The organism is Streptomyces sp. NPDC050703 (genome assembly GCF_040654435.1).
Classification (GTDB): domain Bacteria; phylum Actinomycetota; class Actinomycetes; order Streptomycetales; family Streptomycetaceae; genus Streptomyces.
Map to the genome: position 1 here is coordinate 340977 of NZ_JBFAHX010000002.1, position 16317 is coordinate 357293.

9 protein-coding genes and 2 pseudogenes are annotated in these 16317 nt (G+C 73.3%); 9 read left to right on the forward strand and 2 right to left on the reverse strand.

All coding sequences use genetic code 11. The features are described from left to right. Positions 1 to 8: 8 nt before the first annotated feature. Positions 9 to 497, forward strand: coding sequence for a hypothetical protein (locus AB0I16_RS03070; protein WP_363247543.1), 489 nt, complete (start codon positions 9 to 11; stop codon positions 495 to 497). Positions 498 to 528: 31 nt separating this feature from the next. After that, positions 529 to 3885, forward strand: coding sequence for a CHAT domain-containing protein (locus tag AB0I16_RS03075; protein ID WP_363247544.1), 3357 nt, complete (start codon positions 529 to 531; stop codon positions 3883 to 3885). Positions 3886 to 3938: 53 nt separating this feature from the next. On the opposite strand, the gene AB0I16_RS03080 is transcribed toward AB0I16_RS03075, so the two are convergent. Beyond that, positions 3939 to 5582, reverse strand: coding sequence for a protein kinase (locus AB0I16_RS03080; RefSeq protein WP_363247545.1), 1644 nt, complete (start codon positions 5580 to 5582; stop codon positions 3939 to 3941). A gap of 418 nt (positions 5583 to 6000) precedes the next feature. Between AB0I16_RS03080 and AB0I16_RS03085 the strand changes: the two genes are divergently transcribed. The 7 genes and pseudogenes from AB0I16_RS03085 to AB0I16_RS03115 all read left to right on the forward strand — a co-directional run. Next, a complete protein-coding gene (locus AB0I16_RS03085; protein WP_363247546.1) occupies positions 6001 to 7200 on the forward strand; it encodes an ROK family transcriptional regulator in 1200 nt (399 codons plus the stop codon). 130 nt (positions 7201 to 7330) lie between these two features. Beyond that, a complete protein-coding gene (locus tag AB0I16_RS03090; protein ID WP_363247575.1) occupies positions 7331 to 8422 on the forward strand; it encodes a substrate-binding domain-containing protein in 1092 nt (363 codons plus the stop codon). 191 nt (positions 8423 to 8613) lie between these two features. Next, on the forward strand, positions 8614 to 9414 hold the full coding sequence (locus AB0I16_RS03095; RefSeq protein ID WP_363247547.1) for an ATP-binding cassette domain-containing protein: 801 nt from the start codon (positions 8614 to 8616) through the stop codon (positions 9412 to 9414). Continuing rightward, positions 9411 to 10706 carry a sugar ABC transporter permease gene (locus AB0I16_RS03100; protein ID WP_363247548.1) on the forward strand — a complete coding sequence of 432 codons (1296 nt, stop codon included), beginning with the start codon at positions 9411 to 9413 and terminating at the stop codon, positions 10704 to 10706. Before AB0I16_RS03095 ends, AB0I16_RS03100 begins: the two co-directional genes overlap by 4 nt. Positions 10707 to 10877: 171 nt before the next feature. Further along, positions 10878 to 12806, forward strand: coding sequence for a 1-deoxy-D-xylulose-5-phosphate synthase (dxs, locus tag AB0I16_RS03105; RefSeq protein ID WP_363247549.1), 1929 nt, complete (start codon positions 10878 to 10880; stop codon positions 12804 to 12806). A 114-nt stretch (positions 12807 to 12920) separates the two neighbouring features. Then, the gene (locus AB0I16_RS03110) at positions 12921 to 14432 is read left to right on the forward strand and encodes an amino acid permease (RefSeq protein ID WP_363247550.1); all 1512 of its coding nucleotides are present in this window, start codon (positions 12921 to 12923) and stop codon (positions 14430 to 14432) included. Between the two features lie 6 nt (positions 14433 to 14438). Beyond that, positions 14439 to 15893 (forward strand): annotated as a pseudogene (locus AB0I16_RS03115) (glycosyltransferase family 39 protein); the annotation flags it as partial. Between the two features lie 280 nt (positions 15894 to 16173). Here AB0I16_RS03115 and AB0I16_RS03120 read toward each other — a convergent pair. After that, positions 16174 to 16317: pseudogene (locus AB0I16_RS03120) on the reverse strand (IS481 family transposase); the annotation flags it as partial.

The window sequence follows — 16317 nt, forward strand, 5'->3', positions numbered from 1 at the left end:
TTGGCTTTATGTCGAGCCGAGTTCAGCTGGAGCAAGAGGTAGGGGCGCTCTCCGAGGAGAGCGCCGTCCGGGCCCTCGCCCTCGTGGTGGAGGAGCGGGGTCTCCTGGCGGAGGCGAGCCGGTGCGCCTGGGACGGTGCCGAGCCGGCCGGGGCGGTGGCCGCGGGGGACCTCGCGGCGTATCTGCCGCCGGACCGGCCGCGGGCCACCGACGGGGAGCTGGCGCGCGCCACCCTGGAGTACGCGGCGTCCCTGGACGAGGACATGGCGCGCACGGTCGCCGAGGCCGTGGAGTACGTGCGCTCACCCATGGAGCGCGTCGACCCCGTCTCGCTCTCCGTCACCGTCCTGGTCGTGGTGCTCCTGCAGACCGAGGTCGCCGTCAAGCGGGACACCCGCGGCAGGTGGAGCTTCACCATCCACAAGCGGGCCATGCGGGACGCCGCCCTGGGGCGGGTCTTCACGGCCCTGCTCTCGCGGCTCACCGGCGGCAAGTGACCGGCGGGGCGGCCGGGGGAGCGGGGGCACCGTGGCGGTATCGGCGAGGGCGTCGTACGCGTGGCGCTGCGAGAAGTGCGGCCGCCGGTGCGCGGCCCCGGTGTGGCGCGTCGTCGACGCCCGCGAGCGGGGCGACGTCCTGACCCCGCCGGCCAGGAGCCTCGCGTGGGTGCGGTGCCCCGGCTGCGGGGAGGGCACGGACATCGGCGCCCCGCTGCTCGTCCTGCGCCCCGGCGAGGCGGCGCCGCTGCTGCTCGGCCTCTCCGTCGAGGAGCTGCGGGGCGATCCGTCCCGGGCGGCGCTGCCCGTCCTCGAAGAGGCGGAGCGGGCCGGGGCCTTCCGGGAGAACGTCTTCACCGGGCAGGTGATCCCGCTGCCCCGCAGACTGCTGCCGGTCGTCCTGGCCCGCGACCTCGAACGCGACCTGGCGGACACCGCGTCCGCGTGCGCGGAGCTGGCCCCCGAAGGACAGCCGACGGTCGACAACTACGGGACGTTCCTCCACTACCTCGCGGCCGACCGTGAGGACGCCCGCGTGAACCGGCTGCTGTACGCCGTCCTGTCGAGCCCGCCCGACGCGTTCGACGAACTCCTGCGCACGGAGCCCGACCTGACCCGCGGCACCAAGGTGCGCGACGCCGGCCGTGCGGAGCTGCGCGCCGCCGCGGGCACGCCCCTCGAACCGGTCCTGCGCGGACGCCAGCGGCTCCTGGACGAGCTGTGCGACGGCCACACGCCGCCGCACGAGGCGACACGCCGCTACTTCGCGTCCCTGAGCCGGTTCGGCGGCGATCTGCGCACCCGCCTCGACGAGCTGTACGAGCGCGCCTTCCGCACCGAGGGCCCCGAGGGCATCGCCGTGGCCCGCGAGGCCCTGGCGCTCGCGGCCGACCTCGGCCAGGAGGACAGGGAGACCGAGCTGGCCGCCCTGCTCGGCGAACGCCTCGTGCGCGCCGTCCACTCCGGGGCCGACACCGACCTCGCCGAGGCGTACCGGCTCCTCGAACACGCCCTGTCCCGGTCGCCCGAGGGCTCCCTGGAGTGGGTGCGGACGGCCAACAACCTCGCCAGCGCGCACTACGCCCGCGACGACGGCGACCGCCTGGAGGTGTGGGAGACCGCCCGCGGCCTCCTGGCGCGCGCGAGCGGGCTCGACCGGAGCGAACACCCCGAGTTCTGGGCCCGTATCCAGACCAACTACGGACTGCTGCTCTCGGAGCGCCCCGGCGGCGGGGCCGCGGACCTCACCCTCGGCATCGACCGCATCAGGGCGGGCCTGGCGGAGCGCTCCCCCGAGCGCTCCGCGGTCAACTGGTCCTACTCCATGGTCAACCTCGGACTGCTGCTCCACCGCCGCGCCGAACCCGGCGACCTCCGGGAGGCGGAGCAGTGCTACCGCGACACGCTGCACCACCTCGCGCCCGGCGACGACCCCGCCCTGTGGTCACAGGCGCAGATCAACCTCGCCGACCTCCTGCTGCGACGCGAGCCGCCGGACGCCCACGGCGCGCGGGCGGCGGCGACCGCCGCGCTCCACCTGTCCACCGTCCGCCCCGGCCTGCTCAACACCGGCCGCATCACCTGGCTCCTCGCCCGCGCCTGCGACCTCATCGACGGCCACGACAACCCCGAGAGCGTCCGGCTGCGGCAGGCGGCCCTCGCCGCCGCGCCGCCCACGGTCGCGCCCTCCCTGCACCTGAGCGTCGCCCGGGAGCTGATCGACTCCCTCGCCGGCGCCGAGCGCTGGACGGAGGCGGCCGACGTCGCGGCGGACATGCTCACCGCCGCGAGCGCGCTCTACGACGCCCAGGTCACCGTCGAGAGCCGCCGCGGCGTCCTCGTGCAGGTGGACCGGCTCGCCCGCTGGACCGCCTACCTGCTGGCGCGCGCGGGCCGCCCCGAGCGCGCGGTGGAGGCCCTGGAGCGCGGCCTCGCCTGCGAGCTCTCGGCCGTGGCCGGACGCGGGGCGGCGGAGCTGACGGAACTCGAAGGCGTCGACCCCGTCCTGGCCCGCCGCTACACCCGGGCCCGGGCCCGGTACCGCTCATCGGTCACCGAGCCGTCCGCGATGGCGCACGGCCCGATCGGCCCGGGGGCCCGCGAGCAGGCGGCCGCCGAACGCGCCCTGCGCACGGTGGTCGAGGAGATCCGGGCGATCCCGGGCTTCGAGGACTTCCTGCGCACGACGGAGGTGCGCGACATCGTCAGGGCCGCGGGCGGGGTGCCGCTCGCGTATCTGGTGAACGCGCCCTGGGGGAGCTACGTCCTCGTCGTCCCCGGCGACGACGGGGGCGACGGGGGCGACGGTGGCGGCGACGGCGACGGGCCGACCGTACGGGCCGTGCACGTCCCCGAGGTCAGCAGCGTCACCCTCCTCCACCTCCTCGTCGTGGACCCGGAGGACGAGAGCGCGGGCCTGTGGCTCGTGCAGCAGGCCACCAGGCTCCGGCGCCGCCGGCAGCTTCCGGCCACCCTGGAGCGCCTGGACGCCCTCGAACCGCTGGTGCGCCCGCTCGCCGACCTCCTCGCGGCAGACGCACGGCACGAGGCGGTCGCCGTGCCGACCGGGCTGCTCGGCCTGGTGCCCCTGCACGCCGTGCCGCTTGGCCCCGGACCGGGCGGGGCACGGCGCGTGCTCGACGACGCGGGCACCCTCACCCTCGCCCCCTCCGCGGCCGTCCACGCCGCGTCCCGCGCGCGGGCCGGGCGCCCCCCGACGGCGCCGTGCCTGGTGACCGTCACCGACCCGGACGGCTCGCTGCCCGGCAGCCGCAGCGAACGCGCCGAGATCGCCGCGCTGTTCGCGGGGCGGGGCGAGATCCGCGGTGCCGTGGGGGCGGAGGCGACGGTCGGCTGGCTGCTCGGGCACCTCGCCGATGCGTCGTACCTGCACCTGAGCTGCCACGGCAGCGCGGGCTCCGAGGGGCGGGGGGCCTCCCTGGCGCTCGCCGACGGCCACCTGGACATGGACACCCTCGTACGGCACCAGCTCCCCGCGTGCCGCCTCGCGGTGGCCAGCGCCTGCCAGTCGGGTCACTACGGCATCATCGAGGCCCCCGACCAGTTCCTCGGACTCCCCGCCGGGTTCCTCCAGGCGGGGGCGGCGTGCGCGGTGACCAGCCTGTGGCAGGTGGACGACCTGGCGACCGCCTTCCTGATGACCCGCTTCCACGAACTCCTCTCCCACGCCCACGCCCCCGTACCGGCGTTGCGCCGGTCGCGCCGCTGGCTGCGCGGGCTCACCCGGGACGAGCTGACCCGGTACACCCGGGCCCACCCGCACCTCGCGGAGCTGTGCGGGCGGTACGCGGGGCAGGGGAGGGCGGGGGACGAGCGGCCCTTCGCGTCGGCCGTGCACTGGGGCGCGTTCACGGCGTGGGGGACCTGAGAGCCGTCCGGCCGGGGCCGGGGCGCAGGCTCTGAGCGGCTCGTCCCGCGGCGTCACCCCCGTCGCGTCGGCCCGTACGCGTCGAGCGTGTAAGCGGCCGAGCCGCCCGGGGCCTGTGGGGCGTCGACCCGCATGACCGTGTAGCGGCCCGCCGCGAGGCCGGAGACCGTCACCGTCACCGGGTACCGGGCCGCACGGCCCTCGGCGCAGCTCGGGGTGCAGACCCGCTCCCAGCCCCGGCCGGTGGCGCGGGCGGTGGGCGTGCCCCAGCCGGACCACGTCAGGGAGTCGAGCCCGGCCCCGCCGTCGCCGCAGGCCACGAGGAGCGAGGCGGGCCTGTCGAGGGCCTGCCCGCCGCAGTCGGCGATGGCCGCGGGCCGGGTGCTCGGCCGCGCCCTTGCCGCCGTCGGGACCCGCCGGGTGGGCTCGGGGGCCGGGGTGGGTTCGGCGCGGGGCGTGGTCGGCGCGGGGGTCGGCTCCCGCGTCCCGACGGCCGAGGGGCGCGCGGCCTTCGTGGCCGGTGCGGTGGGCGACCGGACGGCCGTCGGGGTGACCCGCGGGCGGGTGTCGGTGGTACGGGAGCCGCCCTCAGGTCCCGTGTTCAGGGTGTGAACGGCCGTCGCGGTCAGCGCGCCGACCGCGACGGCGGCCACCGCGGCGACGGCGAGGGCGCGCGGCGATGTCCGCCGCGCGGGCGGCGTCTCGGTGGTCTCGGTGGGCGGCGTCTCGACGGGCGGCGTCTGGGCGGGCGGGCCCTCGATGACGACGGCCGCCCCGGCGCCGCGGTCGTCCGTGCGGCCCGCCAACTCCGCGCGCAGGCGCACGATTTCCTCCTGCTGGGCCGCGATCAGCTCGTGCACCTCGGCCGGCCAGGGGCGCGCCGACGGCGTAAGGCGGCCGATCTCCGCGAGGAGCCGGGCGGGCGTCGGCCGCTCCTCGGGGTCCTTGGCCAGGCAGCGCGCCACGAGGGGGCGGACCGTCGCGGGCAGGCCGGAGAGGTCGGGTTCGGTGTGCACGACGTTGTAGAGGGTCTGCGGCACGCCGGGGCCCGCGAACGGGCTCCTGCCCGTACACGCCATGACCAGCACCGCGCCCAGGGAGAACACATCGCCGGCCGGGCCGGACGGCAGGCCCTCGGCCTGTTCGGGGGACATGAAGCCGGGGGAGCCGACCAGCCACCCCGTGGTGGTCAGTTCGGTGCCGTCCTCGCCGTCGGCCGCCCGCGCGATGCCGAAGTCGATGACGCGGGGCCCGTCGTCGGCGAGCAGGACGTTCGAGGGCTTCAGGTCACGGTGCACCAGGCCCGCCCGGTGGATGTCGGCCAGGGCGGACGCGAGCCCCCCGGCGATGCGCAGCACGGCCTCCTCCGGCAGTGCGCCGACGGCCGCCACCGCCTCCTGGAGCGAGGGGCCCGGCACGAACTCCGACGTCAGCCAGGGCTCGGCCGCGTCCGCGTCGGCGTCGATCACCGCCGAGGTGTGCACGCCCGACACCTTGCGGGACGCCGCCACCTCGCGGCGGAACCGGGCCCGGAAGCCGTCGTCCGCCACGAGCTGCGTGTGCACCTGCTTCAGCGCGACGAGCCGCCCGTCGGGGGCGCTGCTCAGCAGGACCCGCCCCATGCCGCCCCGGCCCAGCTCCGCGATCGTGCGGTACCGCCCGACCTCGGTCGGATCGGCCGCCGTCAGTCGTTCCACCGCGTCCCCCTCTCCCGCCGCGTCCCCGGCCCCGTCACCGGTGTTCCCGGATCTGACGGGCCGTAGACGCCTCCGACGAACCGCCCGCCACCGTAGGGAACGACGGCCCCGGGCGCCCGGGTATCGGCGAGGTCGGCCGGTTCCGACACCTCTCGCACACGTCGGCGCCCCGGCGCGCTGCCCGCCGGGGCGCGCGGCACGGCCTGCCGGGCGGCCGAGCGGAGCTGGTGCGTCCGGTGGCCGGGCCGCGGGGGCGGTGAGGTCGCCCAGGCCGGATCTCCGTCAAGGACTTGACTGCGGCATCTCCTACAGCAGAGTTTGGAGTTCACAACTTGTACATGGCCTGGTTCCCGTTCCGGGGCCGGCGTCACGGGTGGCTTCGGGGCCGCCCGGAATAGGGCAAAGGGTGGATGAGTCAATGGAGACTCCGGGGTCGCAGTCCTCTCTGCACCGGGCCAATCTGGAGCGTGTCGTACGTGCCGTGCGGCTCGCCGGATCGCTCACGCAGGCGGAGATCGCGAGAGCGACGGGCCTGTCGGCCGCGACGGTCTCCAACATCGTCCGCGAGCTGAAGGACGGGGGAACCGTCGAGGTCACGCCCACCTCGGCGGGCGGCAGGCGGGCCCGCAGCGTCTCGCTCAGCGGGGACGCGGGCATCGTCATCGGCGTCGACTTCGGCCATACGCACCTGCGCGTGGCGGTCGGCAACCTCGCCCACCAGGTGCTCGCCGAGGAGTCCGAGCCGCTGGACGTGGACGCGTCGGCCGCGCAGGGCTTCGACCGGGCCGAGCAGCTCGTCAGCAGGCTGATCGAGGCCACCGGCGTGGACCGGGAGAAGATCGCGGGGGTCGGGCTCGGCGTGCCGGGCCCCATCGACGTGGAGTCGGGGACGCTCGGCTCGACCTCGATCCTGCCGGGCTGGACCGGCGCGAAGCCCGCCGAGGAGCTGGCCGCCCGCCTCGGCGTGCCGGTGCACGTGGACAACGACGCCAACCTGGGCGCCCTCGGCGAGCTGGTCTGGGGCAGTGGCCGCGGGGTGCGGGACCTGGCGTACATCAAGGTCGCGAGCGGCGTCGGCGCGGGGCTCGTGATCAGCGGGCAGATCTACCGCGGGCCCGGCGGCACGGCGGGGGAGATCGGGCACATCACCCTGGACGAGTCGGGCCCGGTCTGCCGCTGCGGCAACCGCGGCTGCCTGGAGACGTTCGCCGCCGCCCGGTACGTGCTCCCGCTGCTCCAGTCCTCCCACGGCACGGATCTGACCATGGAGCGCGTGGTCGGCCTCGCGCGCGGCGGCGACCCCGGGTGCCGACGGGTGGTCGCGGACGTGGGGCGGCACATCGGCAGCGGCGTGGCCAACCTCTGCAACCTCCTCAACCCCTCCCGCGTGGTGCTCGGCGGCGACCTCGCCGAGGCCGGTGAGCTGGTACTCGGGCCCATCAGGGAGTCCGTGGGGCGGTACGCGATCCCGAGCGCGGCGCGGCAGCTCTCGGTCCTGCCGGGTGCCCTCGGCGGACGCGCGGAGGTGCTGGGCGCGCTCGCCCTCGCACTCAGCGAGATGGGTGATTCAACCCTTTTGGACGGCACGCTGCCCGCCGGTGCACCTGCCTTCACTTAGATAACGCATGGCACCGTTGTCATCTCGTTAAGGATTTACTCCTTGACGCTGGTGTGGCGGCCGAGTTGACTTCGAGCCACCTCGGCCGCAACGACGCGGCCTCGTCAGGGAGGCACCCCACATGAACGCAATGACGCGTCGCGTCGTCATAGGCACCGCGGCGGTTTCGATGGCACTGGCCATGACCGCCTGCGGCAAGGCCGGAGACGGTGACGACAAGGGCAGCGACGCCGGCGACGGCAAGACCATCGGTCTCCTGCTCCCCGAGAACAAGACCACGCGCTACGAGACCTTCGACCGCCCCATCATGGAGGCGAAGATCGAGGAACTCTGCTCGGACTGCGAGGTCAAGTACAACAACGCGGCTCAGGACATCGAGACGCAGAAGAAGCAGTTCGAGGCGCTGGTCACCCAGGGCGTCAAGGTGATCATCCTCGACGCGGTGGACTACAAGTCGACCAAGTCGTGGGTCAAGCAGGCCGAGAAGCAGGGCGTCAAGGTCGTCGCGTACGACCGCCTCGCCGAGGGCCCGCTCGCCGCGTACGTGAGCTACGACAACGAGAAGATCGGCCGCCTGCAGGGCGGGGCCATGGTCAAGGCGCTCGGCTCCGACGCCAAGGACGCCAACATCGTCATGATCAACGGCTCGCCGACCGACCCGAACGCCCCCTTCTTCAAGAAGGGCGCCCACTCGGTGCTCGACAAGCAGGTCAAGAAGATCGCGTACGAGCAGGACATCCCGGACTGGTCGCCCGACGAGGCGAACAAGAAGATGTCCTCCGCGATCGACAAGCTCGGCAAGGACGGCATCCAGGGCGTCTACGCCGCCAACGACGGCATGGCGGGCGGCGCGATCACCGCCCTCAAGCAGCGCGGCATCGACGTCCCGGTCGGCGGCCAGGACGCCGAGCTCGCGGGCGTCCAGCGCCTGCTGAGCGGCGACCAGGACTACACGATCTACAAGCAGATCAAGCCGGAGGCGGAGACCACCGCCGAGATCGCGGTGAACCTGCTCAAGGGCAAGAGCATCGACTCGATCGTGGACCGCAAGGTCGACTCCCTCAGCGGCGACTTCAAGGGCATCCCCGCGAAGCTGTACGACGCCCAGGCGATCACCAAGGACGAGGTCGCCGACACGATCGTCAAGGACAAGGTCTACAAGGTCAGCGAGATCTGCACCGCCCAGTACAAGAAGGCGTGCGCCGCCGCGGGCATCAAGTAGCCGCGGACGCCGCGGGCACCACGTGCCCCGCAGGCCATCGGTACCGGTCCGGTGCCCGTCCCGAACACACCGCCCCGCAGCCGGGGGGCGGGCACCGGACTCCCCTCTCGCACAGCTCCCTGTGCGTACCGCACCTTGTTCCGCACAGCTCTTGCTGCACCACCATCCCCGCCGGTCAGGCGGCGAAGGAGATGATTCACGTGTCCGCTACGCCCGTGCTGGCGTTGCGCGGGGTCTCCAAGCGGTTCGGCGCCGTCCAGGCGCTCACGGACGTTGACCTCGAAATCCACACCGGTGAGGTGGTCGCCCTCGTCGGCGACAACGGCGCCGGAAAGTCCACGCTCGTCAAGACGATCTCGGGCGTCCACCCGATCGACGACGGCACCATCGAGTGGGAGGGCAGGAGCGTCCGCATCGGCCGGCCGCACGACGCCCAGAACCTCGGCGTGGCCACCGTCTACCAGGACCTCGCCCTCTGCGACAACCTCGACGTCGTCGCCAACCTCTTCCTCGGCAGCGAGCTGAAGAGCGCCTCCGTCCTCGACGAGATCAAGATGGAGAAGCGGGCCAGGGAACTCCTCGACACGCTCTCCATCCGCATCCCCAGCGTCCGCATCCCGGTCGCGGCGCTCTCCGGCGGTCAGCGCCAGGTCGTCGCCATCGCCCGCGCGCTGGTCGGCGACCCCAAGGTCGTCATCCTCGACGAGCCCACCGCCGCCCTCGGCGTCGAGCAGACCGCCCAGGTCCTCGACCTGGTGGAGCGGCTGCGCGAGCGCGGCCACGGCGTGATCCTCATCAGCCACAACATGGCCGACGTGAAGGCCGTCGCGGACAAGGTCGCCGTGCTGCGGCTCGGCCGCAACAACGGAACCTTCTCCGTCGCGGACACCACCAACGAAGAGATCATCGCCGCCATCACGGGCGCCACGGACAACGCCGTGACCCGCCGCAAGGCGCGCACGGCCACGGCACCGAAGGAGGACGCGAAGTGAGCGACCTCGCCAAGACCCCCCGCAAGGACTCGGCGACCGAAGCGCCCGCCTCGGCCGCCCCCGTCCCCGCCGTCGACCCGCGCCTGCTCGTGCGCGAGGAGGGCCTCGCCGGCTACCTGACCGAGTTCAAGCGGAAGCTGCGCGGCGGTGAGCTCGGCTCGCTGCCCGTCGTCGTCGGTCTGATCGTCATCGCGATCATCTTCCAGCTGAAGAACGACCACTTCCTGGACGCGAGCAGCCTCGCGAACATCGCGGTCTTCACCTCCGGCCTCGGCATCATGGCCGTCGGCATCGTCTTCGTCCTGCTGCTCGGCGAGATCGACCTCTCGGTCGGCTCGGTGGCCGGCATGGGCGCGGCGGTCTGGGCCGTGCTGAGCGTCACCCACGGCCTGAACGACTGGCTCGCGGTGCTCATCGCCATCGCCTCCGGCATGGTCATCGGCGCCGTCCACGGCTTCTTCTTCGCCAAGATCGGCGTGCCCGCCTTCGTGGTCACCCTGGCCGGCTTCCTCGGCTGGAGCGGCCTGCAGATCTGGCTCATGGGCGGCGAGGGGAGCATCAACACCCCTGAGGGCAGTGTCGTCGAGGACCTGACCGGCCACTTCTTCGCCGAGAAGGGCGCCGCGTACGGTCTGGCCGCCGTCGCGATCCTCGCGTACGCGGGTTCCCTGCTGCTCGACGCCAAGCGCCGCAAGACCGCCGGGCTGCCCTCGCGCCCGGTCAGCGAGATCGTGCTCCGCACGGCCGTCGTCGCCGTCCTCGCGGGCGGCGCCGCGTACGAGCTGAACGAGCCCTCCGGCGCGCGCGGCCTCCCGCTGGCGCTGGTCCTCTTCCTCGCCGTCCTGGTGATCGCGGACTTCGTCGCGCGGCGCACCACCTTCGGGCGCCAGGTCTTCGCGGTCGGCGGCAACGCCGAGGCGGCGCGGCGCGCGGGCATCAACGTCGACCGCATCCGCATCACCGTCTTCGCCATCTCCGGCATGCTCGCGGCCTTCGGCGGCCTCTTCATCGCCAGCCTCTCCGGTGGCGCCACGAAGAGCCTCGGCGGCGGCAACACGCTGATGATGGTCATCGCCGCCGCCGTCATCGGCGGTACGAGCCTCTTCGGCGGCCGGGGCAAGGTGTGGTCCGCGCTGCTGGGCATGCTGGTGATCCAGTCCATCCAGCAGGGGCTCAACCTGCTCGGCATGGCGAGTGAGATCCAGTACATGATCACCGGTGCGGTGCTGCTCGCCGCGGTGGTCATCGACTCCGTCTCGCGGCGTACCCAGAAGTCCGCAGGGCGGGCCTAGCCCCTCCTGCCGGGGCGCTGATCCCCGCGTCCCTCCACGGGCGCGGGGATTTCGCCTGTCCGAGTGACCGGGAACCCACCTCCCGGACGCCGGGGCCCGCGGCGGAACATTAGACTCGGGGGTCCCGCCAACGCTCGAACAGCACATCTCAGCTCTAGCAAGGAGGCACGGGTGCCGCTGCTGAACCGCATCACGGGACCGCGCGATCTGGACCGGCTCAGTCCCGAGGAGCTGAACCAGCTGGCCGGAGAGATCCGCAGCTTCCTCGTCGAAGCGGTCGCGAAGACCGGTGGCCACCTCGGCCCCAACCTGGGGGTGGTCGAGCTCACGATCGCCCTGCACCGCGTCTTCGACTCGCCCAAGGACAAGGTCCTCTTCGACACCGGCCACCAGAGCTACGTGCACAAGCTGCTCACCGGCCGCCAGGACTTCGACGGGCTGCGCAGCAAGGGCGGCCTGTCCGGCTACCCCTCGCGCGCCGAGTCCGAGCACGACGTGATCGAGAACAGCCACGCCTCCACGGTCCTCGGCTGGGCCGACGGCCTGGCCAAGGCGAACGAGGTGCGCCGCAAGGACGACCATGTCGTCGCGGTCATCGGTGACGGCGCGCTCACCGGCGGCATGGCCTGGGAGGCGCTGAACAACATCGCCGCCGCCAAGGACCGCCCCCTGGTGATCGTCGTCAACGACAACGAGCGATCCTACGCGCCCACGATCGGCGGCCTCGCCAACCACCTGGCGACCCTGCGCACGACCGACGGCTACGAGCGCTTCCTGGCCCGCGGCAAGGACATCCTGGAGCGGACGCCGGTCGTCGGCAGGCCGCTCTACGAAACGCTGCACGGCGCCAAGAAGGGCCTGAAGGACTTCATCGCCCCGCAGGGCATGTTCGAGGACCTCGGCCTGAAGTACGTGGGCCCGATCGACGGCCACGACATCGAGGCCCTGGAGTCCGCCCTGACGCGCGCCAAGCGCTTCGGCGGCCCGGTCATCGTGCACTGCCTCACCGAGAAGGGCCGGGGCTACCAGCCCGCGGAGGAGGACGAGGCCGACCACTTCCACGGCATCGGCCCGATCCACCCCGACACCGGCCTGCCCATCGCCGCCTCCGGCATGGACTGGACGTCCGTGTTCGGCGAGGAGATGGTCAAGCTGGCCCGTGAGCGCGACGACATCGTCGCCATCACCGCGGCCATGCTCCAGCCGGTGGGCCTGAAGAGGTTCGCCGACGAGTTCCCCGACCGCGTCTACGACGTCGGCATCGCCGAGCAGCACGCGGCCGTGTCGGCGGCGGGCCTCGCCACCGGCGGCCTGCACCCCGTCTTCGCGGTCTACGCGACCTTCCTCAACCGCGCCTTCGACCAGCTCCTGATGGACGTGGCCCTGCACAAGTGCGGCGTCACCTTCGTCCTCGACCGCGCGGGCGTCACCGGCACCGACGGCGCCTCGCACAACGGCATGTGGGACATGTCGATCCTGCAGTGCGTGCCCGGTGTGCGGATCGCCGCCCCGCGCGACGCCGACCAGGTCCGCCTCCAGCTCCGCGAGGCCGTCGACGTCGACGACGCCCCGACCGTCGTGCGCTACTCCAAGGGCGCGGTCGGCCCGGCCGTCAAGGCCGTCGGCACGGTCGGCTCGATGGACGTGCTCCGCGAGGCGGGCAGCGACCGCCCCGACGTGCTCCTCGTCTCCGTGGGCGCGCTGGCCCCGATGTGCCTGGAGATCGCGGACCTGCTCGACAAGCAGGGCATCACCACGACCGTGGTCGACCCGCGCTGGGTCAAGCCGGTCGACGAGGCGATGGCGCCGCTGGCCGACCGGCACCGCGTCGTCGTCACCGTCGAGGACAACTCCCGCGCGGGCGGCGTCGGCTCCGCCATCGCCCAGGCGCTGCGGGACGCCGGCGTGGACGTGCCGCTGCGGGACTTCGGCATCCCGCCGCGCTTCCTCGACCACGCGTCGCGCAAGGAGATCCTGGCCGAGATCGGCCTGACGGCGCCGGACATCGCCCGCCAGGTCACCGGACTCGTCGCCAAGCTGGACGGCAAGTACGAGCGTTCGACCACCGGCGTGGACTCCGTTGAGCCCGCCCGCGACTGACGTCGAGGCGTTCGGCCGATGGGCCGGTCCCGACACCCTGTACGGGTGGTGGGACCGGCCCATTCGCGTGAACGGGACCGCGCCGGAGCGTACGGGGCAGAAGCTCTCTCGATCATGTCGGGGACGACAAGCGTGGGAGGTACGCCCGTGAGCAGCACCCTCTTCAGGACGAAGAGCGTCGAGCAGTCCATCAGGGACACCGAGGAGCCGGAACACGCGCTCAAGAAGTCGCTGTCCGCCCTCGACCTCACGGTCTTCGGCGTCGGTGTCATCATCGGCACCGGCATCTTCGTCCTGACCGGAAAGATCGCCAAGGAGACGGCGGGCCCCTCGGTGGCCCTGGCCTTCGTCCTCGCCGGGCTCGTCTGCGCGCTCGCGGCGCTCTGCTACGCCGAGTTCGCCTCGACGGTGCCGGTGGCGGGCTCCGCGTACACCTTCTCGTACGCCTCCCTCGGGGAGTTCCCCGCCTGGATCATCGGCTGGGACCTGATCCTGGAGCTGGCGCTCGGCTGCGCGGTGGTCGCGGTCGGCTGGTCGGGCTATCTGCGCTCGCTCCTGGACAGCGCGGGCGTGCACCTGCCGCAGGCGCTGAGCGGGACGCACGGGGGGACGTTCGGCTTCGACCTGCTGGCCAGTCTCCTCGTACTCGTCCTGACCGGCATCCTGGTCGCGGGGATGAAGCTCTCCTCGCGCGTCACCAACGTCATCGTCGCCGTCAAGGTCACCGTGGTGCTCCTGGTCGTCATCGTCGGCGCCCTCTTCGTCACCGGGTCCCACTACGACCCGTTCCTCCCGCCGTCCGAGCCGAGCGAGGGCAGCGGCGGCATGAGCGCCCCGCTGGCCCAGCTCCTCTTCGGCTTCACCCCCTCGCACTTCGGCGTGATGGGCGTCTTCACCGCCGCGGCCGTGGTGTTCTTCGCGTTCATCGGCTTCGACATCGTCGCCACCGCCGCCGAGGAGACCCGCAACCCGCAGCGCGACGTCCCCCGCGGCATCCTCGGCTCGCTCCTCATCTGCACGCTCCTGTACGTCGCCGTGTCCGTCGTCGTCACCGGCATGCAGAAGTACAGCGAACTCTCCACCGACGCGCCCCTCGCGGACGCCTTCAAGGCCGTCGGGCACCCCTTCTGGGCGGGGCTCATCAGCTTCGGCGCGGCCGTCGGCCTCACCTCGGTCTGCATGATCCTGCTGCTCGGCCAGACCCGTGTCTTCTTCGCGATGAGCCGCGACGGACTGCTGCCGAAGTCCTTCTCCAAGGTGCACCCGAAGTTCGGCACGCCCTACCGCTCGACGGTCCTGCTCGGCCTGGTCGTGGCCGTCGTCGCCGGCTTCACCTCCATCGACGAACTGGCCGAACTGGTCAACATCGGCACGCTCTTCGCCTTTGTCGTCGTCGCCCTCGGCGTCATCCTGCTCCGCAGGCAGCGCCCCGACCTGCCGCGCGCCTTCCGCACCCCGCTCGTGCCGTTCGTCCCTGTCCTGTCCGTCCTCGCCTCGCTGTGGCTGATGCTCAACCTGCCCGCGGAGACGTGGGTGCGGTTCGGCGTCTGGATGGTCCTCGGCATCGTCGTCTACTTCGCCTACGGGCGCTCGCACAGCCGCCTGCACACCGGCGACGGGCGGTAGCGGGACTTGCCCCGCACGCCCGCGCCGCCCGCCACCTCCTTACGTCCCGCACGCCCGCCCGCCGCGCACGCGCCTGGCCGGGGCGCCTACTGGGCGCGGCTGCTCCCGCTGCTCGCCGCCCTGGTCTGCGTGACCCGGCTGCCCTCCTTCCGCCGGCTGCTGTGGAGCCCCGACGAGGGCTACCTCGCCGTACAGGCGCGGATGCTGGCGCAGGGCGGCACGCTCTACGAGACGGTCGTCGACCGCAAGCCGCCGCTCGTCCCCTGGCTGTACGCGGGGTCCCTCGCGCTCTTCGGCGACTCCTCGCTGCTCGCGCCGAAGGTGCTCGCCGCCGCCGCGCAGCTCCTGACGGCGGTGCTCCTGGCCTCGCTGGCGCGGCGCCGCTGGGGGGACCGCGCCGGGCGCACGGCGGGCGTCGTGTACCTCCTCATCTCGATCGGCCTCAATCCGGAGGACACCCAGGCGGCCACCTTCGAGATCTTCACGCTGCCGGGCACGGCCGCCGCCATGTGGTGCGCCGACCGCCGCCGGTGGGGCGCGGCCGGCACGGCGGTGGCCTGCGCGTTCCTCGCCAAGCAGACGGGGGCGGCGGTGCTCCTGCCGGTGGCGTGGCTGCTCTGGCGGCGCGGCGGCTCCCGGCGGGACGTGGCGCGGCTCGCCGCCGGGCTGTGCGTTCCGGTCCTCGCGGCGGCCCTGCTCACGACTCCCCGGGGCTTCGTCTTCTGGACGGTGACGGGCTCGGGCGCGTACGCCACGTTCGCCGGCTCCGAACTCCACGTGCTCGCCCGGGGCCTGGTCAACGCCCTGCTCCTCGCGGTGGCCTGCGCGGGCATCGCCCCCGCCGTGCTGCGCGCGCCGCGGGCGGCCCGGGGCGACCTGTGGCTGTGGCTCGCGTCGGCGGCGGCCGCGGTCCTGCTCGGATTCCACTTCTTCGGCCACTACTACCTGCAGCTGATGCCGCCACTGGCCCTGCTCGGCACGGCCGCGCTGCGGTGCCTGCCGCCCGCACGGGCGGCGGGGGCGCTCGTCGCCACCGGCTGCTCGTGCGCGGTGTTCCTGGCCTGGGGGCTGCTCGCGCCGCGCCCCGACCTCGCGCACGCGGGGCGGCTCGCGGACGCGGTGCGGGAGCGGACCTCCCCCGGGGAGCGGGTCCTCGTCTGGGGGATACACCCCGAGACGTACTGGCTGGCCGACCGCACCCCCGCGACCCGCTACCTCACGGCCGGACTGCTCACCAACTACAGCGGCGGCCGTGACGGCCCCCGGGTGGGCGAGAAGTACGCCGTCCCGGGCGCCTGGCCCGTCTTCCGCGAGGAACTGCGCCGCCACCCGCCCGCCCTGATCGTCGACGACTCCCGGGGCAAGCCGTACGGCCCCGACCGCGTGCCCTCCCTGGGGCGCGTGCTCGCCGAGGGGTACCGGGTGGCGGGGCGGGTGGACGGGGCGGTCGTCCACGTCCGGGCGGGCCCCCGGGCGCGGTCCGTCGGCGCCGGCGGCCAGGGCGTGTTCCGGGAGTGGCGTCGTCCGCCCGGACGCCGGACAGGCGGGACTTTCGCTACCCGCCCTCGGGCGTGTTTCGAAAGTCCCGTCTGTCCGGCGGCGCCTGGCACGCACACGCGCGGCGTTGTCGGGATCACCCCGATACCACCAGTATCGGGGCGACCCTCCGCCGTGCGATCGCACGCACCAGACGCCGCCGGACCCGCCCTCCGGGCGGACGACGCCACTTTCGCAACACGCCCTAGTTGTATTGACCCGCAGGGTTGTTGACGCGGTTGATGGGCGGGTGTCCGCCGAGTGCGGTGTGGCAGCGGTGGTGGTTGTAGGTGTGGAGGAAGTCTGCCAGGGCTGCGGTCCGCTCTGTGTTGCTGGTGTAGGGCCGCAG

Bases quoted from the DNA above. Each gene is read 5' to 3' on its own strand.
- AB0I16_RS03070 (WP_363247543.1), top strand. From the start codon at position 9: ATGTCGAGCCGAGTTCAGCTGGAGCAAGAGGTAGGGGCGCTCTCCGAG.
- AB0I16_RS03085 (WP_363247546.1), top strand. From the start codon at position 6,001: ATGGAGACTCCGGGGTCGCAGTCCTCTCTGCACCGGGCCAATCTGGAG.
- AB0I16_RS03090 (WP_363247575.1), top strand. From the start codon at position 7,331: ATGACGCGTCGCGTCGTCATAGGCACCGCGGCGGTTTCGATGGCACTG.
- AB0I16_RS03095 (WP_363247547.1), top strand. From the start codon at position 8,614: ATGATTCACGTGTCCGCTACGCCCGTGCTGGCGTTGCGCGGGGTCTCC.
- AB0I16_RS03110 (WP_363247550.1), top strand. From the start codon at position 12,921: ATGTCGGGGACGACAAGCGTGGGAGGTACGCCCGTGAGCAGCACCCTC.